We start from the raw sequence: 25286 nt of genomic DNA on the forward strand, positions 1-25286 counted from the left end.
GCGCGGGGTCCTGATGGTCACATGAGCCTGGCTATCGCCCGGTCAGGTCGGTTCCGGTTCCGGCTCCGGTCCGATCCCCTCGGGCGGACGCTTGCGCGGCTTCGTCTTGGGGCTCGCCGTCACACTCGGGGCGCTCGGCTTGCCGGAACTGTCGTCCTCGTCCTCGCCGAGATTGGGCGGCTCGCCCTTGATGACGCGCTTGATCTCCTCGCCGGTGAGCGTCTCGTATTCGAGCAGCCCCTCGGCCAGGCGCTCCCCCTCGTCCTTGCGCTCGGTCAGGATGGCGTGGGCCCGCTCATACGCCTCGGAGATGAAGCGCTTCACCTCGGACTCGATGAGTTCCTTGGTGTGGGCGGACACGGAGAAGCCGGCCGTGTTGCCCTGGTAGCCTTCATGCGCCTCGGCATAGTCGATGTTGCCGACCTTGTCTGACATGCCCCAGCGCATGATCATCGCCCGCGCCAGCGCCGAGGCCTGCTGGATGTCGCCCGCCGGGCCGTTGGAGACCATGCCCTCGCCGTAATGGATGATCTCGGCCGCCTTGCCGGCCATGGTCATGGCGAGCTTTTCCTCGCACTCGGACTTGTGCCAGTTGAGACGGTCGATCTCGGGAAGCGAGACCACCATGCCGAGCGCGCCGCCGCGCGGGATGATCGTGGCCTTGTAGACCGGATCGCATTGCGGCAGCGTCAGTCCCACGATGGCGTGTCCCGCCTCGTGATAGGCCGTCTTTTCCTTCTGCTCCGGCGTCAGGACCATGGAGCGCCGCTCCGCGCCCATCATCACCTTGTCCTTGGCGTTGTCGAAATCCTCCATCGTCACGAAGCGCCGGCCGACGCGGGCGGCCATGAGCGCCGCCTCGTTCACGAGGTTGGCGAGATCCGCCCCCGAGAACCCGGGCGTGCCGCGCGCGATGATGCGCAGGTCCACATCCGGGCCGAGCGGGGTCTTGCGGGCATGCACCCCCAGGATCTTCTCGCGGCCCTTGATGTCGGGGTTGGGCACCGTGACCTGCCGGTCGAAGCGGCCCGGGCGGAGAAGCGCGGGATCGAGCACGTCCTTGCGGTTCGTGGCGGCGACGATGATTACGCCCTCGTTCGACTCGAAGCCGTCCATCTCGACGAGAAGCTGGTTCAGCGTCTGCTCGCGCTCGTCGTTGCCGCCGCCGTAGCCCGCGCCACGCGACCGGCCCACCGCGTCGATCTCGTCGATGAAGACGATGCAGGGCGCGTTCTTCTTCGCCTGCTCGAACATGTCGCGCACGCGGGAGGCCCCGACGCCCACGAACATCTCGACGAAGTCGGAACCCGAGATGGTGAAGAAGGGCACGCCCGCCTCGCCCGCGATCGCGCGCGCGAGGAGCGTCTTGCCGGTGCCCGGCGGGCCCACCAGAAGCGCGCCCTTGGGAATCTTGCCGCCGAGGCGCGAGAACTTCTGCGGATTGCGCAGGAACTCGACGATCTCTTCCAGTTCTTCCTTGGCCTCGTCGATGCCCGCCACGTCGTCGAACGTGACGCGGCCGTGCTTTTCGGTCAGCATCTTGGCCTTCGACTTGCCGAAGCCCATGGCGCCGCCGCGCCCGCCGCCCTGCATCCGGTTCATGAAGTAGATCCAGACGCCGATCAGCAGCAGGAAGGGCAGAAGCGAAAGAAGGAAGGTCTGGAAGCCGGACTGCTCCTGCACCTCGGCGCGCACTTCGATGCCGTTGTCGAGCAGAAGCTCCGTTACCTGGGCGTCTTCCGGCTTCACGGTGACGTAATCGTTACCGTCGGTCCCGCGATACCGGATGCGCTCGCCATCGAGCGTGACCGCGCTGACGGTGTCGTTCTCGACCGCCTCGACGAACTGCGTGTAGCTGATCTCACGGCTTTGCAGGGTCGAGTTGCCGCCGGAAAACAGGTTGAAGAGCGCCAGGATCAGAAGGAACAGGACGACCCAGAAGGCGATGTTGCGTGCGTTGCCCAAGGGGGAAACTCCTATGTCAGGTGCGCGCATGGTTAGCACGGGTGGCTGACGCATTAAATAGACATCCCCCGCCGGGGATCAATGCAAAGGGGCGCGGCGCAGGCGCGCGGCACGCGCAATTTCAGAACGCGATGCCCGCCGGCGCACGCGGCGGGCGCAGCGACAGCGCCTCCGGCGCGCCGATCCCGAGCGCCGGGCAGGCCGCGAGATGCGTGCCGTCGAACAGGGCGGGCAGCGCATGGGCGGCCCGGGCGGGCGGCGCACCGGGCGGCTTCGTCTCCACCTGCGCCCAGCCCTCGGGGCCGAGCGCGCGGATGACGTGGGTCTCGCAGGGTTGGACGACCTGCCAGCGCGCGTCCCAGCGCCGCCCCGCGTGGGCCGGCGTCTCCATCCCGCGAAGGGCCGCATGCTCGCGGAAGACGCGGATCGCCGCGCCCTCGACGCGCAGTTCGCAGCCGTGCAACGTGCCCCCTCCCCCCGAGAGCAGACGGTCGAGCAGCGCCTCGAGCGGGCGCGCGCGCGGCCTGTAGGGCGCGGACGCCACCCATTGCAGCGCCGCGGCCAGCACTCGCAGCTGCGTGTCCGTCTCCACCTTCGCCAAGCCGTCCCGGTCGAGAAGCAGGTCGCCCGTGGGCACCCCGCAGCAATCGGCCCGGCGCGCGATTCGCGACGCAACGTCGGCCGCCCGCGCCTCGAGCGCGGCCCGCGCGCGCGCCAGCCGCGCTGCGGTCTCCGCGATGGGCTCCACGCCCAGCCCCTCCGCCTCGAGATCGGCAAGCAGACGCCGGATGCGCGCGCGCCCGAAGGCCCGGTCCTCGTTGCCGGGATCCTCGACCCAGCGCTCCTTGAGGACACCGAGGTAGAAGCGCAGATCCTTCCGCCGCTCGCCCAGCAGGGGGCGGACGACCTCGAAGCCGGGCGGCGCGCCCGGCGCCGCCCCGGGCGGGCGCGTCCGCGCCGCGATCTCCCCTTCCGAGAGGGGCGCAGGTGCCTCTCCGTGCGGGACGACACGGCGCCGCGGCGCCATCGCCGACAGCCCTTCCACACCGGATCCCCGGACGAGCCGCATCACGAAGGTCTCGGCGGTGTCGTCGAGCGTGTGCGCGAAAAGCACATGGCGGATGCTGCCGCGCCAGCGGTCGATCAGCGCCAGGCGCGCGCGGCGCGCGGCATCCTGAAGATTGCCCGCGCCGTCCCAGTGCCAGCGCAGCGTGGCATGGGGCCAGCCCAGATCGCGGCAGGTTCCGGCCACCATCCGGGCCTCGGCGGCGCTTTCGGGTCGCAGGCCGTGATCGACGGTCACCACCCAGAGCCGCACGCCCCAGCTGCGGGTCCAGTTATGGGCGAGATACAGCATCGCCATGCTGTCCCCCCCGCCCGAGACGGCGAGCGCGATGTCGGACGGGAACTCTGGCCCGAGCAGGCTGCCCATGGACGCGGCGAAACGCGCATCCGGGCCGGGTTCGCTCACGGGCAGCCGAGCCCGCCCTTACGCTCCGCCGCATCGTCCGCGGCCTGCGAGCCGGGAAAACGGACGCCCACATCGGCGAGGATCTGGCAGGCCGCGTCGATCCGGTCGAGCGCGGCCAGCGCCGCGCCGAGACGATAGAGCGTTTCGGGCGCCGCACCGGCGTCGGGATGCGCGCTGAACCCGTCGAGATAGACCTGCGCGGCGCCGCGCATGTCCTCCTGCGCCTCGAGCGCGCGGCCGAGACCCAGGTAGACCTGCGGTTCCAGCGGGCTGCCGGGATAGGTTTCCCGGAAGCGCCCGAACGCCTCGGCCGCCTCTTCGTGGCGCCCCTCCGCCAGCGCGGCCTCCGCGCGCTCGAAATCGGACCGCTCGCTCACGGCGAGCTGGGGGGTGTCCGTCCCGCCCGGTCCCGCGGGGGACGCTGGCGCCGGGCCGGGCAGAGGGTCCGCCGGCAGGCCGCCCAGGGTGGGCGTCTCGCCCAGCGCGCTCACGTCGCCGCCCTCGAGTTCCACGAGGCGGAACTCCAGGTCGCCGATGCGGTTCGTGCCGTCTTCGACGATGCGCGCGATGCGGTATTCCAGCTCCTCGGTGCGCGCGGTGAGGCGCTGCAGCGCGCTTTCGATGGAATCGAGCCGTTCCAGCGACGACCCGCCCGCGACGCTCATGTCCGGGCTGCCCGTCGTGGCAAGCTCGCGCCGCAGGCGCTGGATCTCCACGTTCAGGACGGTGAGATCCTGGCGGATGTCGGCCAGCGTGCGCGCGCGATCGGCCTCCTGCGCGGCCGCGGCCACCGGCACGAGCAGAAGGGCCGCCGCGAGAATCGCCGCGAAACGCATGACGGCCTCAGGCCCCCGTCCCGATCGCCAGAACCGTCACCGCGCGGCGGTTCCGGCTGTAGCAGCTCTCGTCCGAGCAGACCGCCACCGGGCGCTCCTTGCCGAAGCTCACGGTGCTCAGGCGGCTGCCCGCCACGCCGCGGCTGACGAGGTAGTCGCGCACGGCGTTCGCGCGGCGGTCGCCCAGCGCGATGTTGTATTCGCGGGTGCCCTGCTCGTCGGCGTGGCCCTCGATCACGGCGCTGTAGTCGGGGTTCCGGCTCAGCCAGTCGGCCTGCGCGTCGAGCACGGCGCGCGCCTCCGATCCCAGGGTGGACTGGTCGACCGCGAAGAAGACCCGGTCGCCCACGGCTTCCTGGAAGTAGGCCCGGCTCGTGGGGTCGCTCGCCGACCCCGCCGCACCGGTGCCCGCGCCGGCGCCTGCACCGGTGCCGGCCATGTCGTCGAAACGTCCGGCGTCGGTGCAGGCGCCCAGCGCCAGCCCCGCCGCGAGTAGTGCCGCCTTGCCGAAAAGTGTCATCTCAGTTTTCCCGCTCGATGGTTGTTGTTTGGTCCTGGTTACCATATCGCCCCGCGCTTGGGAACGCGGGTCGCGTCACTGCTGCAAGGGCCCCCAGGACGGGTCCGAGGCGCCGGCAGGCGTCGGAACCCGCTTCAGGTTGCGGCCCGACACGTCCACGGAATAAAGCGCGGCGGAGCCCTGGGCCCCCTGCGTTTCCCGGGTGAACATGATCACCCGGCCATTGGGCGACCATGTCGGCCCCTCGTCGAGGAAGCTTGCCGTCAGCAACCGCTCTTCCGAGCCGTCGGTGCGCATCACGCCGATGTGAAAGCGCCCCTCGGCCTGCTTCGTGAACGCGATGAGATCACCGCGGGGCGACCAGACCGGGGTGCCGTAGCGGCCCGGCCCGAAGCTGATCCGGGTGGCCTCGCCCCCGCTTGCGGGCATTATGTAGATCTGCTGCGTGCCCGAGCGGTCGCTTTCGAAGACGATCCGCCGCCCGGCGGGCGAGAAGCTCGGCGCCGTCTCGATCGAGGGCGCCGCTGTCAGCCGCCGGCTCTGTCCGCTGGCGATCTCGGTGACGTAGATGTCGGTGTTGCCGCCCTGGGCGAGGGAAAAGACCACCTGCCGCGCATCCGGCGAGAAGCGCGGGGAAAAGGTGTTGGCGCCGTCCGGAGTCGGCAGCACGCGCCGGCTTACCGACCCGACGTCGAGCAGGTAGACCCGCGGCGATCCGGTCTCGTAGCTGGTATAGAGGACGCGCTGCCCGTCGGGCGAGAAGCGCGGGTTCAGCACGATGGCGGAACTGTCGGTCAGGTACTGCACGTTCGCGCCGTCGTAATCCATGATGCCGAGGCGCTTGCGCCGGTCGTCCTTGGGCCCGGTCTCGGCCACGAAGACCACGCGGCTGTCGAAATAGCCGTCCTCGCCCGTGATGCGCGAATAGACGGCGTCGGAGACCTTGTGCGCCATGCGCCGCCAGCCCTCCGTCGTGCCGGAGAATTGCAGCCCCTGCCCGAGCTCCCGGTCGGCGAAGACGTCCCAGACCCGGAACTTCACGGTCAGGCGGTCGCCCTGCTGGGCCACCGCCCCGGTGACGAGCGCCTGCGCGTTCACCGCCTTCCAGTCGGCGAACTGCACCGGGCTCGCGAAGCTGGTGATCGCGGAGATATGCGCCTCGCGCGGGACCTCGCGGAACAGTCCGGTTCCGGTCAGATCCGCGGCGACCACGCGGGCGAGCCGCTCGCCCCACTCCGCCGCGCCGGGCGTCTCGGCGACGAAATCGGGCACGGCGTAGGGCAACGGCTCCACCACGCCTTCGGTAATCTCGATCCGCAATGGACCGTCCTGCGCCGCAACGGGCGTGGCGAACGCCCAGAGCGCCGCAAGAGCCATGGCCAGTCGTCCGATCATCGCACCCTCATGTTCTCAGGATTGAACGTCATTTCAATATCACGCCACTGGTCGTATTTCTCGGGCGGAAGGTCGTAGCCGCCCCGCTCGCAGCGCAGCACCGCGCGCCGGGCCGCCTGGTAGGCGGTGTCCACCGCGCGACCCTCCCCGCCCTCGGACGAGACGAGGCGCAGCGAGTCCTGCATGACGGTGCCGTCCCGGCTCAGCGACATCGCCAGCGTCACCGTCACGTTCGCGGCCTGGCTGCCCACGTCCACCACCCAGCATTCCTGCACCGCCACCCGGAGCGCGTCGCGCTCCGCGCCCGTCAGCGGCGGCCCGCCCGTCCCCGAGCCGCCGCCCCCGAGCGCCTCGGCCAGCATCTCGTCCACCGCGCTTCGGTTCACATCGTCCGGCGCGGGGCTCGGCGCGTCTTCGGTCTCCTCGGCAGGGGCCTCCGGCGCCGCCGGTGCCGCCGGCTCGGGCGGCGGGGCGGCGGCCAGACGTTCGGGGCGCGCGCGCGGGCGCGGCGTGGCGTCGGGCGCGGCGTCGCGCTCCTCCGCCTCGGTGACGATCTCGGTCGTGGCCTCCTCCGGCGCGGTGGGCTCCGGCTCCGGCGCGGGCTCGGGGACAGGCTCGGGCGCGGCCTGCGCGGGCGGAACCGTGTCGGGTGCGGTCTCGGCCCCGGGCGGGGGCGGCGGCGCGGGGGCCGGGGCGACCCGGTCGGCCGGGCGCGGTTCGGGCCGGGGCGTCGCATCGGGCAACAGAATCGCGGTGTCCTCCGGCTGGGCGAGTTCGGGCACGCTGTCGGCGACCTCGGCCTCGGGCGCCGGCGCCTCGGGCGGAGCCTCGGGGGCCCTGTCCGGCTGCGGTTCCGCGGTCTCGGGCGGCGCCTGGGGCCGCACCGGCGGCGGCTCGGGCGCGGGCGCCTCGGGCACCGGTGCGGACTCGGGGGCCGGCTCGGCAAGGCCGTCGACGCCCGGCGCGGCCTCCGGCGGAGCCTGCGCCGCCATGATCGCGGCGTATTCCTCTCCGGTGATGACCGAGACCTCCGTCACCTCGAAGGGCAACGGCTCGGTGCGGAACGCACCGCCGAGAAAGGCCCAGGCGATCAGCAGGACGTGCCCGGCTCCGGAGATATAGTGGCCCGCATGCACCGGCCGTCCTCACTCCTCTCCGCCGTCGAAGGCGGGTCCGCCGGCATCGGTGACAAGCCCGATATCCGAGAAGCCGCCCGCGTTCAGCGCACCCATCACCTGCACCACGCGCTCGTAGGGCACCGCCCCGTCGGCGCGCAGGAAGACGCGGCGGCTGTCGCGCTCGGCGGCGATGGCGCGCAGCCGCGGCAGGAGGTCGCCCGGCGCGACCTCGGTGGTCTGGATGGCGATCCCGCCGTCCGCGGTCACGGTCACGGTAAGCGGCTCCTCCTGCTCGGCGGGCAGCGAGCGCGCCGCGGTTTCCGGCAGCTGGACCGGAACGCCCACCGTCATGAGCGGCGCGGCCACCATGAAGATGATGAGCAGCACCAGCATCACGTCCACGAAGGGCGTGACGTTGATCTCGGCCATGGGCACCGCGCGACGGCGCCGGCGGCGCGCGCTGCGGCCCCCGCCGCCTCCGGCCCCGGGAAGAAGCCCCGCGCCCATCGGCTCAGCCGTCCAGCTGGCGGCTGAGGATGGTGGCGAACTCGTCCGTGAAGGCCTCGTAGCCCGCCACGATCCGGTCGCTCGCCGCGCTCAGCGTGTTGTAGAAGATGACCGCGGGGATGGCCGCCAGAAGGCCGAGCCCGGTGGCCAACAGCGCCTCGGCGATGCCCGGCGCCACCACGGCGAGATTGGTGTTCTGCGCCTCGGCGATCTGGATGAAAGAATGCATGATCCCCCAGACCGTGCCGAAAAGCCCGATGAAGGGCGAGGTCGCGCCCACGGTGGCGAGCACCTGCAGGCCCTTCTGCAGATCCTCGGCCTCCCGCGCGATGGCCACGTCCATCGAGCGCTGGATCCGCGCCTGCACGCCGGGGATGAGCCCGCCATCCTCGCGGTGGCTGCGCTGCCATTCCGCCATGCCGGCGGCGAAGACCCGCTCGGCCCGGCCCGCGGGCTCCGGCCCGAGCGCGCCGTAGAGCTCGTCCAGCGGCTCGCCCGACCAGAAGGCGCGGTCGAAGCGCGCCGCCTCGGCGCGCGCGGCGCGGTAGGCCATCAGTTTCTGGATGATGATCGCCCAGGCCCAGAACGAGGCCAGCACGAGGACGACCATCACCAGCTTCACCGTGAAGGTGGCGCGCGCAAAGAGGCCCCACATGGAGAAATCCATCTCCTGCGCGGCGGCCAGGGTTTCCATTTCCATTGTCTGCCTGCTCGTTTCTGCCCGGGGCCGTTCATCGCGGCCCTCTTGCGTCAGACCCTAGCGGATTTGAAGGGGGAAGGCCAACACAACCGCGTGCGCGGCGGCGTCAGGCGAGCAGATGGCGGAGTTCCGCCGGAAGCCGCGCGGGTCGCCCCGACGCCCCGAGCGCCACCAGCGTGACGCGCGCGTCGAAGAGCCGCTCCGCGCCGCGCAGCACCGTCTGGCACAGCACGATCCTCGCGGGCGTCAGCTGTTCCGTCGCGGTCTCCACGGTCAGCAGATCGTCGAAGCGCGCGGGCGAGAGGTAATCCGCCTCGACCCGGCGCACCGCGAAGACGATCCCCGCCTCGGCCTTCAGCCGCGCCTGGTCGATCCCGAGCCCGCGCACCCACTCGGTCCGGGCGCGCTCGATGAACTTCAGGTAATTGGCGTAATAGACGATGCCGGCGAGGTCGGTATCCTCATAGTAGACGCGGCACTGGAACGCGTGGGACATGGCGCGGCCCTTCCGTGGGACATCGGCCGACCTCCTAGCGGCGGCGCGCCCGCGGGGCAACGGGCTGGACAGGCCGCGCCCGGGGGCTTCAGGGTATGCCATGGCATACGCTGGCGGGAAAATCCCGGTTGCCGCACCGCCCGCCGCTGCGTAAACCGCACGGAAACGCGCGGCACGAACGCTGGAGGAGGGACGACCATGGGCTACGCCGAGACCTACGCGCGCTGGAAGGAGGATCCGGAAGGCTTCTGGATGGAGGCCGCGCGCGCCATCGACTGGGAGCGGTTCCCGACGAAGGCGCTCTGGGACGACGAGGCGCCGTTTTACGAATGGTTCTCGGACGGTATGGTGAACGGCTGCTGGAACGCGGTGGACCGCCATGTCGAGGCCGGCCACGGCGATCGTGTGGCGATCATCCACGACAGCCCCGTCACCCACTCGAAGCACGAGATCACCTTCGCCGAGCTTCGGGACCGGGTCGCCAGCCTGGCCGGTGCGCTTCGCGCCAAGGGCGTCGAGAAGGGCGACCGGGTCATCATCTACATGCCCATGGTGCCCGAGGCGCTCGAGGCCATGCTTGCCTGCGCCCGCCTCGGCGCGATCCACTCGGTGGTGTTCGGCGGCTTCGCGGCGCACGAACTCGCCGTCAGGATCGACGACGCCAGGCCCAAATGCGTGATCGCCGCCTCCTGCGGGATCGAGCCCGGGCGCGTCGTCCACTACAAGCCGCTGCTGGACGGCGCGCTGGCGCAGGCGACGCATCACCCCGACTTCTGCGTGATCTTCCAGCGCGAACAGGAGGTGGCGCATCTGGAGGCGGGCCGCGACGTGGACTGGCACGCCTTCCAGTACGGGGTGGCGCCCGTCGACTGCGTGCCGGTGGAGGGCAACCATCCTGCCTACATCCTTTACACGTCGGGCACGACCGGCCAGCCCAAGGGCGTGGTGCGCCACACCGCGGGTCATCTCGTGGCGCTCAACTGGACGATGAAGAACATCTACGGCGTCGAGCCGGGAGAGGTGTTCTGGGCGGCCTCGGACGTTGGCTGGGTGGTGGGCCACTCCTACATCGCCTACGCGCCCCTCATCCACGGCAACACCACGATCGTCTTCGAGGGCAAGCCGGTTGGCACGCCCGACGCGGGCACGTTCTGGCGGGTGATCTCCGAGCACAAGGTGGCGAGCTTCTTCACCGCCCCGACCGCCTTTCGCGCGATCAAGCGCGAGGATCCCAAGGGCGAGTGCGTGACGAGATACGACCTCTCCTGCCTGCGCGCGCTCTTTCTCGCGGGCGAGCGGGCCGACCCCGACACCATCGAATGGGCCAGGGCGCAGCTCGGCGTGCCGGTGATCGACCACTGGTGGCAGACAGAGACGGGCTGGACGATCACGGGGGTGCCGCTGGGCCTTGGCGGGGTCGAGCCGAAACTCGGCTCCTCCGGCGTGCCGATGCCGGGCTACGACGTCCAGATCCTGGACGAAGGCGGGCAGCCGGTCGGGGCGAACACGCTTGGCGCGGTCGCCGTGAAGCTGCCGCTGCCGCCCGGCACGCTTCCGACGCTCTGGAACGCGGAAGGGCGGTTCCACAAGAGCTATCTGGCGCATTTCCCCGGCTATTACGAAACGGGCGACGCAGGGCTCATCGACGACGAGGGCTATCTTTACATCATGGCGCGCACCGACGACGTGATCAACGTCGCGGGGCACCGCCTGTCCACCGGCGGGATGGAGGAAGTGCTCGCCGCGCACCCGGATGTCGCCGAATGCGCGGTCATCGGGGTCAGGGACGAACTCAAGGGTCAGCTTCCGCTCGGGCTGGTCTGCCTGACCAAGGGCGTGAACCGCCCGCACGAGGACATCGTGCGCGAATGCGTCACGCTCGTGCGCGAGCAGATCGGCCCCGTGGCCGCCTTCAAGCTGGCGGTGGTGGTGGATCGTCTTCCGAAGACGCGGTCCGGCAAGGTGCTGCGCGCCATCATGGTCAAGATCGCCGATGGCGAAGAGTTCAAGATGCCGGCCACCATCGACGACCCGGCGATCCTCGACGAGATCCGCGACGCGATGCGCGCGCTCGGCTATGCGAAGGCGTGAGGCGGGGTTGTCCCGCGGCGCGGCGCGGCGCATGATGCAGGGCATGCGCCGCCTTCTTGTCGTTTGCATCGTGCTGCTCGCGAGTCCGTTGATGGCCGATACCGTGCTCGAGGATTTCGCCCCGCCCGGAGACTGGACCTTCTTCACCGACCAGGGGATGGGCGGCGTCTCCACCGGCGGGGCGGAAATCGCCGTGATCGAGGGCCGCCGCGCGCTTCGTCTCACCGGCGACGTCTCCACCGAGAATCGCGGCGGCTTCATCCAGGCGCGCAAGGATCTGCCGGACGGCCTGCCCGCGGGGACCGAGGGCATTCGCCTGCGCGTGCGCGGCAATGGCGAGCGCTATTTCGTGCACCTGCGCACCGGCGGGACGGTTCTGCCCTGGCAGTATTACCAGGCGCCGTTCCAGACCGGCGCGGACTGGCCCGAGGTGGATATCCCCCTCGAGGCGTTCGACCCCTCCGGCGCGCTCCTGCGCGCCACGCCGCGACCCGAGGGCGTGCGCTCGATCGCGGTGGTGGCCTATGGGCGCGACCACGAGGCCGAGGTCAGCGTCGCCCGGATCGAGGCCTACTGAGACGCCGCGCCCTCGCGCGGGTCCATCATGCCCGACTTCACGCCGAACCGGATCAGCAGCACGTTGACGGGATAGGCGGCGAGAAGCCCGCAGCGCAAGGAGACGACGAGCGCGGACCAGAACAGCGGCTCGCGGGGACCCGCATCCCCCGCAAGGGAGAGATCCACGCCGATCGCGACCACCTCCATCACCGTGATCGAGGGCGTCTCGGACAGGAAGGCATCCCAGAGCGCGCGGCGCAGCCCCACGCCCTCCTGCAGGAGCGGGCCCACCGTCAGGGCGTAGCCCGCGACATAGGCCAGCGTGAACGTGACCGCCGCGACCCACATAGTGCCGAGTTGCAGAAGGCCCACGGCGATGAACATCCCCGCGACCTCGCCCATGCCGCATCCCGAGTAACAATGCGCCACCGACCGGAACGCGCGGCGGTAAAGACCGTCCCGCGGAATCTGCCGCCGGCCGGTCGTCCAGTAGATCCAGAGGCCGAGCGGCCCGGAATAGACCACCGTCAGCACCCAGACGAGCTTCATCAGGCTCATCAGATGGGCGTTTTCCGTGCGCAGGTCGCGGATCACCACGTAAAGGCTCGGCACCGCGACCGACGCCCAGGCCACCAGGAACCATGGAGAGGAGAGTATCGCGACGACTGTATCCATGGCCCGAGCGTCGCGCCTGCCCACCCCGGATGCAAGCCCGAACACGCGGCCGCTTGCCAGGGCGCGCCGGGGCGTCCTAGCCTTCCCGGATCCAAAGGAGAGTTCCGGCATGTCCCAGACCGACCCCTGGCGCCTTGGCGCCGCAGAGATGGCCGCCGCGATCCGCGAGGGGCAGCTGAGCGCGGCCGAGGCGACCGAGGCTGCACTGGCCCGCATGGACGCGGTCAATCCGCGCCTCAACGCGGTGGTCGAGGGGCTCGAGGACGAGGCGCGCGCCCGCGCCCGCGCGCTCGACGAGCAGCGGGCCGAGGGCGGACCCTTCGGCCCGCTCCACGGCGTTCCCGTCACGATCAAGGTGAACGTGGACCAGGCAGGCAAAGCCACCACGAACGGCGTGCCCGCCTTCGCGGGGCTCGTCGCTCCGGACGACGCGCCGGTGGTGCGCAACCTCCTCGCCGCCGGCGCGGTTCCGATCGGCCGCACGAACACGCCCGAGTTCTCCTTCCGCGCCCACACCGACGGGCCGCTTCACGGCCGCACGATCAATCCCTGGGGCGATCACGTCTCGCCCGGCGGGTCGTCTGGCGGGGCGGGCGCGGCGGTGATGGCGGGGATCGGCGCGCTCGGCCATGGCAACGATATCGGCGGCTCGCTGCGCTGCCCCGCCTCGGCCTGCGGCGCGGTGACCGTGAACCCGGGGCTCGGCCGCGTGCCGGCGTGGAACCCCTCGCAAACGGCGGAGCGCGGCATGCTGGCGCAAGCCATGTCGGTGCAGGGCGTCCTCGCCCGAAACGCCGCCGACCTCGATCTGGCCATGGACGCGCTCGTCGCCCCGGACCCGCGCGATCCCTTCCACGTGCCGATGGCCTACCGCGGCGCACGGCTCGACCGGCCGATCCGCGTGGCGTTCACCCGGGAAACCTGCGGCTACCCGCTGCACCCGGAAGTGGCGGCCGCCCTCGACACCGCGGCCGAGGCGCTTTCGGCGGCCGGCTACGCGGTGGAAGAGGCCGCGCCGCCCCTCATGCCCGAGACGGCCGAGGTGGGCTACCGCGCGCTCATGGGCGAGGTGAAGGCGCTCATGGGCGCGGACATCGCCGAGAAGGGATCGGAGACGCTGAACGCGATCTTCGCCGAATACTTCCGCCAATATCCGCCCTACGAGGGCGCCGAACAGCTTCGCGCCATGGCCGAGCGCACGCGCTTTGCCCGCGCCTGGTCGCTTTTCCTCGAGGACTACCCGCTGGTCCTGACGCCCTTCCTGGCCCATCCGTTCTTCGCGCCCGGCCGGGACGCGGAGGGCGCCGAGGGCGTGGAGGAGGCGCTGGGATCGGCCTTCTGGTCCTTCGCGATGAACTTCACCGGGCTGCCGGCGGGCAACGTGCCCGCCCGCCTTGCCGCCCTGCCGGCAGGCCCGCAGCCCATCGGCGTGCAGATCATAGGACGGCGCTGGCGCGAGGACCTCGTGGTGGAGGCGATGGCCGCGGTGGAAGCGCAGGTGGGCCCGATGGCGCCCCATCTCTGGGCGCGCATGGGCTGAGTCCGAAGACGATTTTTCGATCGAAAAATCGCCCCCACCGGCAGCCGTCGCGCGAGGATCCTTCGATCGAAGGATCCTCGCGCCGTCAGACGAACTGTTCCTGGATCAGGCGTTCCTCGAGGCCGTGGCCCGGGTCGAAGAGCAGCCTGTGGTTGATCCCGGGCTCGGAGCGGATGTCCACCTGCACCACGTCGTAGGCCGCGCGCGAGTCGGCATCGGCCATCACCGGGCGCTTGTCGTGCTCCAGAACGTCGAACCGCACCTCGGCGCGTTTCGGCAGCAACGCGCCGCGCCAGCGGCGCGGACGGAAGGGCGCGATCGCGGTCAGCGCCAGCACGTCGCATCCGATGGGCAGGATCGGGCCGTGAGCGGAGTAGTTGTAGGCGGTCGACCCCGCCGGCGTCGCCACGAGCGCCCCGTCGCAAACCAGCTCGGCCATCCTGAGCCGCCCGTCCACGGTGATTCGCAGCTTCGCGGCCTGCGGTCCCGCGCGCAGAAGCGACACCTCGTTGATCGCGAGCGCTTCCTGCACCGTCCCGTCGGCGCAGCGCGCGCGCATCGAGAGCGGATTGATCACCGTTTCCTCCGCCGCGGCGATGCGCTCGGCGAGCCTCTCTTCGCCGTACTCGTTCATGAGAAACCCGATCGTGCCGCGGTTCATTCCGTAGACCGGCGCGGCGAGATGCTGCGTGCGATGCAGCGTGCCCAGCATGAAACCGTCGCCCCCCAGCGCGACGATCACCTCCGCCTCGTCCTCGGGCGCATCCCCATAGCGTGCCGCAAGTCGCGCCCGCGCCTCCTGGGCGACCTCGATGTCCGACGCGGTGAAGGCGAGCTTCAGGGCCATTCGCGGATTCCCGATGATGGGCGTATGTTTCCGAGACAGAACACAGCTTTCCCCAAAGCGCCAGCAGTGCCGCGCCGATCCGACACATGGTCGCTTCCGGGGCTTTCGGCGACACTCCGTTTCCGATAGGAAAGCAAGCCATGCGCCACTGAGGAGGGACCGCCATGAACGCCCCGCACCGCGACTCCGGCTTCTTCGACGAAAGCCTCGCGTCCCGCGACCCCGAGCTTTTCGCCGCCGTGACCGGCGAGCTTTCCCGCCAGCGCGACGAGATCGAGCTCATCGCGTCCGAGAACATCGTCTCGGCGGCGGTGATGGAAGCGCAGGGGTCCGTACTCACCAACAAGTATGCGGAAGGCTATCCCGGCCGGCGCTACTACGGTGGGTGCCAGTGGGTCGACGTGGCCGAAAACCTCGCGATCGAACGCGCCTGCAAGCTGTTCGGGTGCGGCTTCGCGAATGTCCAGCCGAACTCGGGCAGCCAGGCCAACCAGGCGGTCAACCTTGCCCTGCTCCAGCCGGGCGACACCATCCTCGGCATGAGCCTCGACGCCGGCGGGCATCTGACCCATGGCGCCGCGCCCAACCAGTCGGGCAAATGGTTCAACGCGGTGCAATACGGCGTGCGGCGCGAGGACAACCTGATCGACTACGAGCAGGTCGAGCGTCTCGCGCAGGAGCACAAGCCGAAGCTCATCATCGCCGGCGGCTCGGCGATCCCGCGCCAGATCGACTTCGCCCGGTTCCGCGCGATCGCCGATGCGGTGGGCGCGTATCTTCACGTCGACATGGCGCATTTCGCCGGTCTCGTGGCCGCGGGCGAGCATCCCTCGCCCTTCCCGCACGCCCATGTCGCGACGACGACCACCCACAAGACGCTGCGCGGACCGCGGGGCGGCATGATCCTCACCGACGACGAGGCGCTCGCGAAGAAGTTCAACTCGGCCGTCTTCCCCGGCCTTCAGGGAGGCCCGCTGATGCATGTCATCGCCGCCAAGGCCGTGGCCTTCGGCGAGGCGCTGCGCCCCGAGTTCAAGACCTACACCAGAAACGTGGTGAAGAACGCGCAGGCGCTCTCCGATCAGCTCATCAAGGGCGGGCTCGACACCGTGACGCATGGCACGGACACCCATGTCGTGCTCGTCGACCTGCGCCCGAAAGGCGTGAAGGGCAACGCCACGGAGAAGGCCCTGGGACGCGCGCACATCACCTGCAACAAGAACGGCGTGCCGTTCGATCCCGAAAAGCCCGCGGTGACGAGCGGCATCCGCCTCGGCACGCCCGCCGGCACCACCCGCGGCTTCGGCGAGTCCGAGTTCCGGCAGATCGCGGACTGGATCATCGAGGTCGTGGACGGGCTCGCCGCCAATGGCGAGGACGCGAACGGCGAGGTCGAGGCCAAGGTCAAGGCCGAAGTCGCGGAAGTCTGCGCGCGTTTCCCGATCTATCCCGGGATTTGAGACATCGCGCGGCGGCGCCCTGCCCGGGGTGCCGCCACGGCGCGGCCCGCCTCATCGCAGCCAGCGCAGCGCCAGTGCGAGAAGCAGCGCGAAGAGCGCCAGGTTGAAGATCAGCGTCGCGGCGACGTCCAGCAACATGCCGATACGCCGATCATTCGGGTTCACCCGCTCCAGGTGAGCGACGGCCTCGGCGTAGGCGCGCTCCAGCGCGGCGTCGTCGATCTGGCGGACCAGCCGGGGATGGCCGGCCGCCTCGGCGGCGCGCGCGACGCGCGCAAGCTGCGCGTGGACGCCCGCGGGCAGCCGCCGCCGGGCCCGCGCGACACGCCGCGAGAGCGGGCCATCGGTCAGCCCGAGCTTCTCGCCCAGCAGCGCCTCGAGCCGCGCCGTCTTCGCCGCGATGTCCGCGTGGTCCGCCATCCCGCCCCCCGGTTCCGGCCGCCGACCCTAGCCATCCGCCGGCCTCTGGCCAAGCCCCGCGCACACGGCTACCAAGGTGCCATGCTCGCCACCCAGCTTCATGGCACAGCCGGCGATGCCCCGCCGGTTCTGATCGCCCACGGCCTCTTTGGCTCGGGGCGGAACTGGGGCGCGCTCGCCAAGCGCCTGTCCGACCGCGGGCAGGTGATCACGGTGGACATGCGCAATCACGGGCAAAGCCCCTGGACCGAGCGCCATGACTACCCCGGCATGGCCCTCGACCTGGCCGAGGTGATCGAGGCCCGGGGCGCTCCGGCCGATGTCGTGGGCCACTCCATGGGCGGGAAGGCGGCGATGGTTCTCGCGCTCACCCGGCCCGCCCTCGTCCGCAGGCTCGTCGTGGCCGACATCGCGCCGGTGCCCTACCACCACAGCCAGGCCCACAACATCGCCGCGATGCGCGCGGTGGACATGGCGCGGGTCGACAGGCGCACCGACGCGGCCGAACAGCTTGCCCCGCGTCTGGACGACCCGCGGCTCGTGTCCTTCTTCACGCAGGCGCTCGACGTGGCTGGCAGGCGCTGGCGCCTCAATCTCGACGTGCTGGACCGCGACATGGATCTGATCCTTGGCTTGCCCGAGGATGTGGCCGGGCGCTTCGAGGGGCCGGCGCTCTTCCTCTCGGGCGGGGAGAGCGACTATGTCCGCCCCGAGCACCGCGACAGGATCAAGGCGCTCTTCCCCGCCGCGCGTTTCGCGAGGATTCCCGGCGCCGGACACTGGCTTCACGCCGAGAAGCCGCGGGAGTTCGAGGCCGCGATCCGCGCTTTTCTCGACGCCTGATCCACCTGCATAGTTTCGGTTTTCCGAAAACTCGCCATCTTTGTTCATGAAGCTTGGCGACGAAGGCTTGCCAGCGGCCGCGCACACGGGACTCTACGGGCGACTATCCCGAAGGAAAGCCATGCGTCCGTCAGTCGAGCACCCGCAACTCGCCCTCCAGCCAGGGCAACTGCGCCAGCGCAGGGTCGATCATCTGCGCCTGAAGAAGCTCGCGCACCGTCCGCGCGATGTCGCGCGGGACCCGGTCGGCCCAGTCCGCGCTCGCGAAAAGGGAGATGGTGCGCGCAAACGGCGCGAAGGGCAGCGGGTGCGCCCCGATCCGGTCGTGATAGCGCGCCGCGCGCATGTAGCCCAGCGGCGTCGTCAGCGCCCAGCCTACCCCGCGTGCCACCAGCACCATCAGCGCCTGGTGCGCGCCGAGCTCGAAGCGCTCCGGAAACTCGGCCTTGTGGCGCTTCAGATGCGTTTCGATCATGCGCCCGATCAACTGGTCGCGGTCGTAGCGCAGAAGCGGCAGCCGATCGAGCGCGGCCGCGCCCTCGTTCGGCCCGCGCGGCGTGACGAGGATGAAGGGGTCGCGCGCCAGCGGGTATTCCAGAACGCCCTCGATCGAGTCGCCCGCGCTCGCCGCGACGGCGAGGTTGAGCCGCCGCGCCTTCAGGTCGGCGCTTATCTCGTGGCTCGGCGCCGTGATCAGGCGAAAGCGGCAGCGCGTCATGCTTTCGGCCAGAAGCGTGACGAGGCGCGGCGTGATGTCGTTGTCGAAATCGTCGATCATGCCCAGCGTCAGCGTGGAAAGATGCGCGAGATCCATCACCGTCAGCTCGGACTGGGCCAGGCGAAGCTGGCTGAGCACCTCGCGGGTCCGCGCCAGGAAACTGCGACCCGCCGGGGTCAGCTGCATCGGCCTGCGGGCGTGATCCAGCAACTCCACGCCCAGCGCCGCCTCGAGGTTCTTCATCTGCTGCGAAACGGCGGGCTGGCTGAGGCCGGTCAGCGCCGATGCCCGGGCGACCGAGCCCGACGCGGCCAGCGCCTCGAACACCTCCAGACCCCGCAGGGTCACCCCCTTCGTCACCATGGTCCGCCTCCGGGCGCGCGCCGCGCCACATTCGCCTTTAGTGAAACTCGGCCTTTCGGCCGTCAACCCCGGAGGAGCGTCGCCCGATGCCACCTGTCGCCCTGAAACCCGCCCCGGGCCTTGCGCCCGATGCCGCCGCAGACGTCGCCGACACGGTGCGGACCATGCTCGCCCGTATCCGCGCGGGCGGCGAGGAGGCGGTCCGCGACTACGCGCGCAGGCTCGACGGCTGGGAAAACGAGATCGTGGTGCCGCCCGAGGCGGCGGCGGAAGCGGGCGCGCGGCTGCACCCCGACCTGCGGGACGCGATCGCCTATGCGCACGCGAACATCCGCGCCTTCGCCGAGGCGCAGCGCGCCTCGATCACGGAATTCGAGACCGAACTGCGGCCCGGCCTCGTCGCCGGGCAACGGCTGATCCCGCTTGCCGCGGCGGGCGCCTATGTGCCGGGCGGCCGTTATGCGCACATCGCCTCGGCGCTGATGACGATCACCACGGCCAAGGCCGCGGGCGTGACCCATGTCACGGCCGCCTCGCCGCCGCGCGGCGACGGGATCCCCGACGCGGTGCTTCACGCCATGCACCTGGCCGGCGCGGACCGGATCCTTGCGCTCGGCGGCGTGCAGGCCGTGGCGGCGATGGCCGAAGGGCTTTTCGGCGCGCGTCCGGCGGACATCCTCGTGGGTCCGGGGAACGCCTTCGTGGCCGAGGCGAAGCGGCAGCTCTTCGGACCTGTCGGGATCGACATGGTCGCCGGACCGACCGATTCGATGGTCATCGCCGACGCCACCGCCGATCCGCACACGGTCGCCTGGGACCTGATAAGCCAGGCCGAGCACGGCGCGACATCGCCCGTCTGGCTTGTCACCGATCACCGCCCGCTGGCGGAGGCGGTGATGCGGCTGTTGCCCGACTGCGTCGCCACGTTGCCCGAGCTGAACCGGGCCGCCGCGGCCGCGGCATGGGACGCGATGGGCGAGGTGATCCTGTGCGACACCCGCGAGGACATGGCCGCGACCGCCGATGCCCACGCGCCTGAACACCTGCATGTCCAGGCCGTGGACCTGCCCTGGTGGCGCGCGCGTCTTTCGGCCTACGGCTCGCTTTTCCTGGGCGCCGATACCACCGTGGCCTTCGGCGACAAGGCGGCGGGCCCCAACCACGTGCTGCCTACCGGGCGCGCCGCCCGCCACACCGGCGGCCTTTCAGCCCACAAGTTCCTCAAGGTGGTGACATGGCAGCGCGCCACCAGCGAAGCGTTGCCCGAGCTCGTCCGCGCCACAACCGCGGTTTCTCGGGGCGAGGGCATGGAGGCCCACGCCCGCGCCGCCGAAATCCGGCTGGACACGGGCGCTCGCGCGATCGACCTCGCGCGGGAAGGGCAGGTGACCTGAGGCGTCGCCGCCTTGCGGTCGCGGCCATGCTATCATGCACGGGCGCCCGGGCCGCCCTGCGCGCCGGCCGTGGCGGGGCGCCCGCGCGGCGGGCTGCCAACGCCTCGCCCCGCGATGCGGATCCTCAGCGGTAGGCCGAGCAGACCTGCTCCACCCGGTCGCCGAAGGCCCTGTACTCCTGCCAGAAACGTTTGTCTCGCTGGCTTCGCGAGGTCCGGATTTCCTGCGCGCTGTGCGGGTCGCGAAAGAAGCGCGCCGCCTTGCGCTGGTCGCCGCGCTTCAGCATCCCGTCCGCCACGGCCTGGATGCACCCGCACATGGAGCGCGTCGCGCCGGGACGGTCCGATTGCAGGCACCCGCGCTGAAGCGGACCCGCAGCGGTGGAGGTCACGCCCGAAACCATGAGTAACGCCGCGCAAGCGGCGACACCGATCTTTTTCATCTGCCTCTTCGCCTCATGCTGCACGGGGCGCCGGAAGCGCCCTCTTTTTGTGGCGACATAATGCGCAGGCGCGTCCGGAATTTCAACGCGGGATCACGCCGCCGGCCCGTGCGCGGCAGCGATGTCTTGACGCAGGGGCAAGCTGCAGCACCTTTCAGGGGGCAACCCGAAGCGGAGGCCCCCATGCGCCACTTCCTTTCCGGCTGGCTCGCCGCCGCCGCCCTCGCTGTCGCCGCGCCCGCCGCCGCGCAGGAGGTGGACCTTGAGCTCGTGCTGCTGGCCGATGCCTCGGGGTCCATCGACCGCGATGAAATCCTGTTTCAACGCCGGGGCTACGCCGAGGCGATCGTCGATCCCGCCGTGCTGCGCGCCATCGCCGAGACCGCCTATGGCAGCATCGCGGTCACCTATGTGGAGTGGGCCGCCGCGGACAGCCAGGGCGTCGTGGTGCCCTGGACGGTGATCGCCGGCGCAGAGAGCGCCGCGCGCTTCGCCGAGGCGCTGATGGAGCCGCCGCGCATGGCCTACGGCCGCAACGCGATCGGCTCGGCGCTTCTCGCCGGCAAGCGGCTGATCGAGGAGAACGATATCGACGGCTGGCGCAAGGTGATCGATTTTTCCGGCGACAGCGCCAACAACTACTCCGGTCCGCCCATCTCCGCCGCGCGGGAGGAGGTGCTGGCCGCGGGCATGACCATCAATGCGCTCGCGATCCGCTGCCGCTTCTGCTCGGGGAGAGCGGGAGGCGGTGCCGACCTCGAACGGCTCTACGAGGACAGGATCATCGGCGGGCCCGGCGCGTTCGTGGTGACGGCGGACGGCATGGACAGCTTCGCCGACGCGGTGCGCCGCAAGCTGATCCTCGAGATTTCCGGCCCCTCGGGCCGCCACGGCCCCGCCATCGCCGCGCGCTGAGCAGCGCGGGACCGCGCCCCCGGCACAGCCGCGGCGCGACCGTCCATCCGGGGCCGTCGCTGCTATCTCAGGGGGAAATGGCAGGCGTGAACGCGGCCGTCTTCCTGGACGCGGTGCCGGGGCTTTTCAATGCGGCAGCGCTCCTGCGCGTAGGGACAGCGGCCCACGAAATCGCATCCCGTGGGTCGGTTCACGAGGCTCGGCACCTCGCCCGAGATCGAGACATGCGTGCGCCGCCGGTCCGGATCGGGCTGGGGCACGCCGCGCACCAGCGCCTCGGGATAGGGGTGGGCGGGCTCGGCGAAGATCGCCTCGCCGTCGCCCTGCTCCACGATGCGTCCCAGATACATGATCGCCAGCCGGTCCGAGATGTGGCGCACCACGGGCAGGTTGTGTGTGATCACGAGGTAACCCAGCCCGTGCTCGGCCTGAAGCTCGGCCATGAGGTTCAGGATCTCGCCCTGCACCGAGACATCGAGCCCCGCGGTCGGCTCGTCGGCGATGATCAGCCGCGGGTTGAGCGCGAGCGCGCGGGCCACGCCGACGCGCCGGGCCTGCCCGCCCGACAACTCGTGCGGGTAGCGCGACAGGAACGCCTTGGGCAGGCGCACGAGCCCGGCGAGGCGCTCGGCCTCTGCGTCGAGATCGGTGTCGATGCCGTGGATCTGCAACGGCTCGGTGATGAGCGCACGCACCGATTTCCGCGGCGAGAGCGAGCCCACCGGGTCCTGGAACATCATCGCCATGTCGCGGCGCAACGGCTTGAACCGGCCCTCGCGCATGGTGCGGATCTCCTCGCCGCCGAAGCGGACGCTGCCGCCCTGCGAGGCGACGAGATGGAGCACCGCCCTGCCCAGCGTCGTCTTGCCCGAACCGCTTTCGCCGACGAGGCCCACGGTCTCGCCCTCGCGCACCGAAAGCGAGACGTCGAGCACCGCATCGACGAAGGGATCCTTCACGCCCTTCAGACGCGCGCTCAGCGATCCCATGGTGGGAAAGCGCACGTTGAGGTCCTCGACCTCGAGCACCGGCGCGGTGCCCGCGTCGGGCGAGGCGCGGCGCGCGCCGCCCCCCTCGCCCGCGCGGACGGTGGCGACGTCGGCGGGCGGCGGCCACGCGGCATCGGCGTGCGGTCCGGCGACGAGGTGACAGCGGGCGATGCCCCCCGCGGGCGTGGCGTGATCGGGCGGCGTCTCGGCCCGGCAGACCTCCATCGCGCGGGGGCAGCGGTCGGCGAAGATGCAGCCGCCAAGCGGGCGCGTCAGGTCCGGAATGTCGCCGGGAATCACCGGCAGCCGGCGGCTGCGCTCGGCGATGCGCGCCGGATCGCACTCCAGCAGCGCACGGGTGTATGGGTGCTGCGGGGCATGGAAGATGCTGCGCACATCGCCGGTTTCCACCACCTCGCCGGCATACATGACGACCACCTGGTCGCAGAGCTCGGCGATCAACCCGAGGTTGTGCGAAACGACCACGACCGTCGCATCGAATTCGGTCTGAAGCTCGTGGAGCAGATGGATGATCTGCGCCTCCATCGTCACGTCGAGCGCGGTGGTGGGCTCGTCCGCGAGCAGCAGGTTCGGTTCGGTCAGCAGCGCCATCGCGATGCCTGCCCGCTGCCGCATCCCGCCGGAGAACTGGTGCGGATACTGATCGACGCGCTCGCCCGGGTCGGGAATGCCGACCTTTTCCAGCATCGCGATGCCGCGTCGGCGCTTTTCCGCGGCCGACATGCCCCGCCGGCGATAGAGGATGTCGCGCATCTGCCGGGCATAGCTCAGCACCGGGATCTGGCTGGTCATCGGATCCTGGAAGACGACGGAGATCTCCTCGCCGCGGGCGGCCCGCATCGCCTCTTCGGAAAGGCGCAGCATGTCGCGTTCGCCGAAGAGGATCTGCCCCGCCGTCACCTCCGCGTTGCCGGCCAGAAGCCCGAGGATCGACCAGAGCACCGTGCTCTTGCCCGATCCGCTTTCCCCGACGACGCCCACGAATTTCCCGCGCGGCACCGCGAAACTGACGTCGCGCAGCGCCTTCACCCGCCCGCGCGGCGTGCGGAAATCCACCGAGAGGTTGCGGATGTCGAGCAGCGTGGCCTCGTCGCCGGTCGTGTCTTTCGCCATGTCAGCGCCCCTTGCCCATGCGCGGATCGAAGATGTCGCGCAGCGCCTCGCCCAGGAAGGTGAAGCCGAGCGTCGTCAGGATCAGCGGGACGCCCCCCGCGATCACCATCCAGGGCGTGTCGCGGATCACCAGGTAGCCCTCGTTCAGGATCGTGCCCCAGCTCGCCGTCGGCGGCAGCACGCCGAGCCCCAGGAACGACAGCCCCGCCTCGACGGTGACGACCACGGGCACCTCCATCGCCGCGAGGATCAGAAGCGGGCCGACGACGTTGGGCATGACGTGCTGGAACAGGATGCGCGGCGTCGAGGCGCCCAGGGAGCGTTCGGCGATAATGAAATCGGCGGATTTCAACGACAGCGTGGCGGTGCGCGCGACGCGGGCGTATTGCGGGATGGAGGGGATGATGACGATGGCCAGCACCAGTTCCAGGCTCGGGCCGGTCAGCGCGACCGTGGCGAGCGCGAGGATGATCGTCGGGAAGGCCCGGACGGTGTCGAAGAGCAGAAGCAGAAGATTGTCCAGCCAGCGCGGGCCGAAACCCGCCATCATGCCCAGGATCAGCCCCACGACCAGCGAGACCGACACGCCGATCGCGGCGATCTTCAGCGCGACGCGCCCGCCGTAAAGGATGCGCGAGAAGGTATCGCGGCCAAGCTGGTCGGTGCCTGCCCAGTGCTCGGCCGTGGGGCTGGAAAGGCGGGCCGGAATGTTCAGCGCGTTCGGATCGTAGGGCGCGAGCCACGGCGCGAAGATCGCCGAGGCGAAGAAGACCAGCACCAGTACGAGGCCCGTCATGCCCTGCCAGCTGGTCAGGAACATGCGCAGCTTCTCGCGCCGCTCGCGGGCGGCGGATTCGCGCATGGTATCTTCCAGCGCGTCCTCGGGAAGGCGGCTGGCGTCCACGGGCGGCAGCCCGGTTTCCATTTCAGAGCGTTTCACGGACACGGGGATCCAGCCAGGCAACGATGAGATCGGACAGCAGGACGACGACGATGTAGAGCGCGGTCGCGACCAGCACGCCGCCCTGCACGATGGGGAAGTTCCGCGCCATGACGGCGTCGAAGATGAGCTTGCCGAGGCCCGGGCGCGCGAAGATGATCTCCGCGAAGACGGTCGACGAGATCAGCCCGCCGAAGCCCATGCCGATCAGGGTCACCGTGGGCAGGATCGCCACGCGCAGCGCGTAGCCGAACACCACCCGGCGCGGGCGCAGGCCGAAGGCGCGGGCGGACCGGATGTAGGTCTCGCCCATGACCTCGAGCATCGAGGCGCGCACCATCCGCGCGAGATAGCCGACCCAGCTGAGCCCGATGGCGAAGGCGGGCAGGACGAGATGGCGGAGCTGGTCGCCCAGATCGCCGGGTTCGCCCGCGCCGATCGCGGGCAGCCAGCCCAGCCCCACCGCGAAGATCAGAAGCGCCCAGATCGACACCAGGAAAGAGGGCACCGCGATGGTCCCGACGGAGAGAAGCCCCGTGACCCGGTCGAGCGCCGTGTTGGGCCGCACCGCCGCCAGGCAGCCCAGCGGAACCCCCAGCAGCACGGCCCAGCCGAGACCGGCGCACACCAGCGCGAGCGTGAAGCCCAGGCGCTCGCCGATGATCGTGGCCACCGGGCGGTCGGAAAAGACATCCACGCCCAGATCCCCCGTCAGCGCGTTGCCGACATAGATCAGGAATTGCGTCCAGACCGGCTCGTCCAGGTGCATCTTCGCGGCGTAGCGGGCGATCGCCTCGGGCGTCGCGCGCGGGCCCAGCGCGATCGTCGCCGGATCGCCGGGTATGAGATGCAGAAGCGAGAACAGCACCGCGACCACGAGAAGGATCACCGCGGCGGACAGGCCCAGCCGTTTCGTCAGGTAGATCATCTTGCGCCCAGGGCTTCGGGC

General features: G+C 70.6%; 24 protein-coding genes. 7 read left to right on the forward strand and 17 right to left on the reverse strand.

Going from position 1 to position 25286, the window contains the following annotated elements:
• Positions 1-42: 42 nt before the first annotated feature.
• The 9 genes from ftsH to ybgC form a co-directional block, all read right to left on the reverse strand.
• On the reverse strand, positions 43-1965 hold the full coding sequence (gene ftsH, locus AB6A65_RS06285) for an ATP-dependent zinc metalloprotease FtsH (protein WP_371037507.1): 1923 nt from the start codon (positions 1963-1965) through the stop codon (positions 43-45).
• Between the two features lie 121 nt (positions 1966-2086).
• Entirely contained in the window at positions 2087-3436 is a 1350-nt protein-coding gene (gene tilS / locus AB6A65_RS06290) for a tRNA lysidine(34) synthetase TilS (RefSeq protein ID WP_371037508.1), read from the reverse strand.
• The gene (locus tag AB6A65_RS06295; RefSeq protein WP_371037509.1) at positions 3433-4272 is read right to left on the reverse strand and encodes a tetratricopeptide repeat protein; all 840 of its coding nucleotides are present in this window, start codon (positions 4270-4272) and stop codon (positions 3433-3435) included. The genes tilS and AB6A65_RS06295 overlap by 4 nt, the downstream gene beginning before the upstream one ends.
• Before the next feature lie 7 nt (positions 4273-4279).
• The gene (gene pal / locus AB6A65_RS06300; RefSeq protein WP_371037510.1) at positions 4280-4792 is read right to left on the reverse strand and encodes a peptidoglycan-associated lipoprotein Pal; all 513 of its coding nucleotides are present in this window, start codon (positions 4790-4792) and stop codon (positions 4280-4282) included.
• A 75-nt stretch (positions 4793-4867) separates the two neighbouring features.
• The gene (gene tolB / locus AB6A65_RS06305) at positions 4868-6187 is read right to left on the reverse strand and encodes a Tol-Pal system beta propeller repeat protein TolB (RefSeq protein WP_371037511.1); all 1320 of its coding nucleotides are present in this window, start codon (positions 6185-6187) and stop codon (positions 4868-4870) included.
• Positions 6184-7323 (reverse strand): hypothetical protein, encoded by a 1140-nt coding sequence (locus tag AB6A65_RS06310; RefSeq protein WP_371037512.1) that lies wholly within the window; start codon positions 7321-7323, stop codon positions 6184-6186. Before AB6A65_RS06310 ends, tolB begins: the two co-directional genes overlap by 4 nt.
• Before the next feature lie 9 nt (positions 7324-7332).
• A complete protein-coding gene (tolR, locus tag AB6A65_RS06315; protein WP_371037513.1) occupies positions 7333-7812 on the reverse strand; it encodes a protein TolR in 480 nt (159 codons plus the stop codon).
• Between the two features lie 4 nt (positions 7813-7816).
• Complete coding sequence (gene tolQ / locus AB6A65_RS06320) at positions 7817-8512, reverse strand: protein TolQ (RefSeq protein WP_371037514.1); 696 nt, start codon at positions 8510-8512, stop codon at positions 7817-7819.
• Between the two features lie 106 nt (positions 8513-8618).
• A complete protein-coding gene (gene ybgC / locus AB6A65_RS06325) occupies positions 8619-9008 on the reverse strand; it encodes a tol-pal system-associated acyl-CoA thioesterase (RefSeq protein ID WP_371037515.1) in 390 nt (129 codons plus the stop codon).
• A 198-nt stretch (positions 9009-9206) separates the two neighbouring features.
• Here ybgC and AB6A65_RS06330 point away from each other — a divergent pair, with 198 nt between their 5' ends.
• Both AB6A65_RS06330 and AB6A65_RS06335 read left to right on the forward strand, forming a co-directional pair.
• Complete coding sequence (locus AB6A65_RS06330) at positions 9207-11099, forward strand: propionyl-CoA synthetase (protein ID WP_371037516.1); 1893 nt, start codon at positions 9207-9209, stop codon at positions 11097-11099.
• A 43-nt stretch (positions 11100-11142) separates the two neighbouring features.
• Positions 11143-11676 carry a CIA30 family protein gene (locus AB6A65_RS06335; protein WP_371037517.1) on the forward strand — a complete coding sequence of 178 codons (534 nt, stop codon included), beginning with the start codon at positions 11143-11145 and terminating at the stop codon, positions 11674-11676.
• Here the strand turns inward: AB6A65_RS06335 and AB6A65_RS06340 are convergent.
• Positions 11670-12332, reverse strand: coding sequence for a DUF4396 domain-containing protein (locus AB6A65_RS06340; RefSeq protein WP_371037518.1), 663 nt, complete (start codon positions 12330-12332; stop codon positions 11670-11672). The two genes, AB6A65_RS06335 and AB6A65_RS06340, sit on opposite strands and share 7 nt — an antisense overlap.
• Before the next feature lie 109 nt (positions 12333-12441).
• Between AB6A65_RS06340 and AB6A65_RS06345 the strand changes: the two genes are divergently transcribed.
• Complete coding sequence (locus AB6A65_RS06345; RefSeq protein WP_371037519.1) at positions 12442-13872, forward strand: amidase; 1431 nt, start codon at positions 12442-12444, stop codon at positions 13870-13872.
• 85 nt (positions 13873-13957) lie between these two features.
• On the opposite strand, the gene AB6A65_RS06350 is transcribed toward AB6A65_RS06345, so the two are convergent.
• On the reverse strand, positions 13958-14719 hold the full coding sequence (locus tag AB6A65_RS06350) for an NAD kinase (protein WP_371037520.1): 762 nt from the start codon (positions 14717-14719) through the stop codon (positions 13958-13960).
• Between the two features lie 164 nt (positions 14720-14883).
• Between AB6A65_RS06350 and glyA the strand changes: the two genes are divergently transcribed.
• Positions 14884-16179 carry a serine hydroxymethyltransferase gene (gene glyA / locus AB6A65_RS06355; protein ID WP_371037521.1) on the forward strand — a complete coding sequence of 432 codons (1296 nt, stop codon included), beginning with the start codon at positions 14884-14886 and terminating at the stop codon, positions 16177-16179.
• A 51-nt stretch (positions 16180-16230) separates the two neighbouring features.
• On the opposite strand, the gene AB6A65_RS06360 is transcribed toward glyA, so the two are convergent.
• Positions 16231-16599: a hypothetical protein gene (locus AB6A65_RS06360; RefSeq protein ID WP_371037522.1), complete on the reverse strand. Its 369-nt coding sequence runs from the start codon at positions 16597-16599 to the stop codon at positions 16231-16233.
• An 81-nt stretch (positions 16600-16680) separates the two neighbouring features.
• Here AB6A65_RS06360 and AB6A65_RS06365 point away from each other — a divergent pair, with 81 nt between their 5' ends.
• Positions 16681-17442 carry an alpha/beta fold hydrolase gene (locus AB6A65_RS06365; RefSeq protein WP_371037523.1) on the forward strand — a complete coding sequence of 254 codons (762 nt, stop codon included), beginning with the start codon at positions 16681-16683 and terminating at the stop codon, positions 17440-17442.
• Positions 17443-17572: 130 nt separating this feature from the next.
• Here the strand turns inward: AB6A65_RS06365 and AB6A65_RS06370 are convergent, their stop codons facing one another.
• Positions 17573-18523, reverse strand: coding sequence for a LysR family transcriptional regulator (locus tag AB6A65_RS06370; RefSeq protein ID WP_371037524.1), 951 nt, complete (start codon positions 18521-18523; stop codon positions 17573-17575).
• 86 nt (positions 18524-18609) lie between these two features.
• Here AB6A65_RS06370 and hisD point away from each other — a divergent pair, with 86 nt between their 5' ends.
• Positions 18610-19917 carry a histidinol dehydrogenase gene (hisD, locus tag AB6A65_RS06375; protein WP_371037525.1) on the forward strand — a complete coding sequence of 436 codons (1308 nt, stop codon included), beginning with the start codon at positions 18610-18612 and terminating at the stop codon, positions 19915-19917.
• Between the two features lie 124 nt (positions 19918-20041).
• Here hisD and AB6A65_RS06380 read toward each other — a convergent pair whose 3' ends face one another.
• Positions 20042-20359, reverse strand: coding sequence for a hypothetical protein (locus AB6A65_RS06380; RefSeq protein WP_371037526.1), 318 nt, complete (start codon positions 20357-20359; stop codon positions 20042-20044).
• A 183-nt stretch (positions 20360-20542) separates the two neighbouring features.
• On the opposite strand from AB6A65_RS06380, the gene AB6A65_RS06385 reads away from it, so the two are divergent.
• Positions 20543-21274 (forward strand): DUF1194 domain-containing protein, encoded by a 732-nt coding sequence (locus AB6A65_RS06385; protein ID WP_371037527.1) that lies wholly within the window; start codon positions 20543-20545, stop codon positions 21272-21274.
• A gap of 62 nt (positions 21275-21336) precedes the next feature.
• On the opposite strand, the gene AB6A65_RS06390 is transcribed toward AB6A65_RS06385, so the two are convergent.
• From AB6A65_RS06390 to AB6A65_RS06400, 3 genes are read right to left on the reverse strand one after another with little or no spacing between them, the layout of a single operon-like run.
• Positions 21337-23397 (reverse strand): dipeptide ABC transporter ATP-binding protein, encoded by a 2061-nt coding sequence (locus AB6A65_RS06390; RefSeq protein ID WP_371037528.1) that lies wholly within the window; start codon positions 23395-23397, stop codon positions 21337-21339.
• 1 nt (position 23398) lies between these two features.
• Positions 23399-24337 (reverse strand): ABC transporter permease, encoded by a 939-nt coding sequence (locus AB6A65_RS06395; protein ID WP_371037529.1) that lies wholly within the window; start codon positions 24335-24337, stop codon positions 23399-23401.
• The gene (locus AB6A65_RS06400; protein ID WP_371037530.1) at positions 24324-25265 is read right to left on the reverse strand and encodes an ABC transporter permease; all 942 of its coding nucleotides are present in this window, start codon (positions 25263-25265) and stop codon (positions 24324-24326) included. Before AB6A65_RS06400 ends, AB6A65_RS06395 begins: the two co-directional genes overlap by 14 nt.
• Between the last annotated feature and the right edge of the window lie 21 nt (positions 25266-25286).

It is taken from the genome of Rhodosalinus sp. FB01, assembly GCF_041365715.1.
In the GTDB taxonomy this organism is placed as follows: Bacteria; Pseudomonadota; Alphaproteobacteria; order Rhodobacterales; family Rhodobacteraceae; genus Rhodosalinus.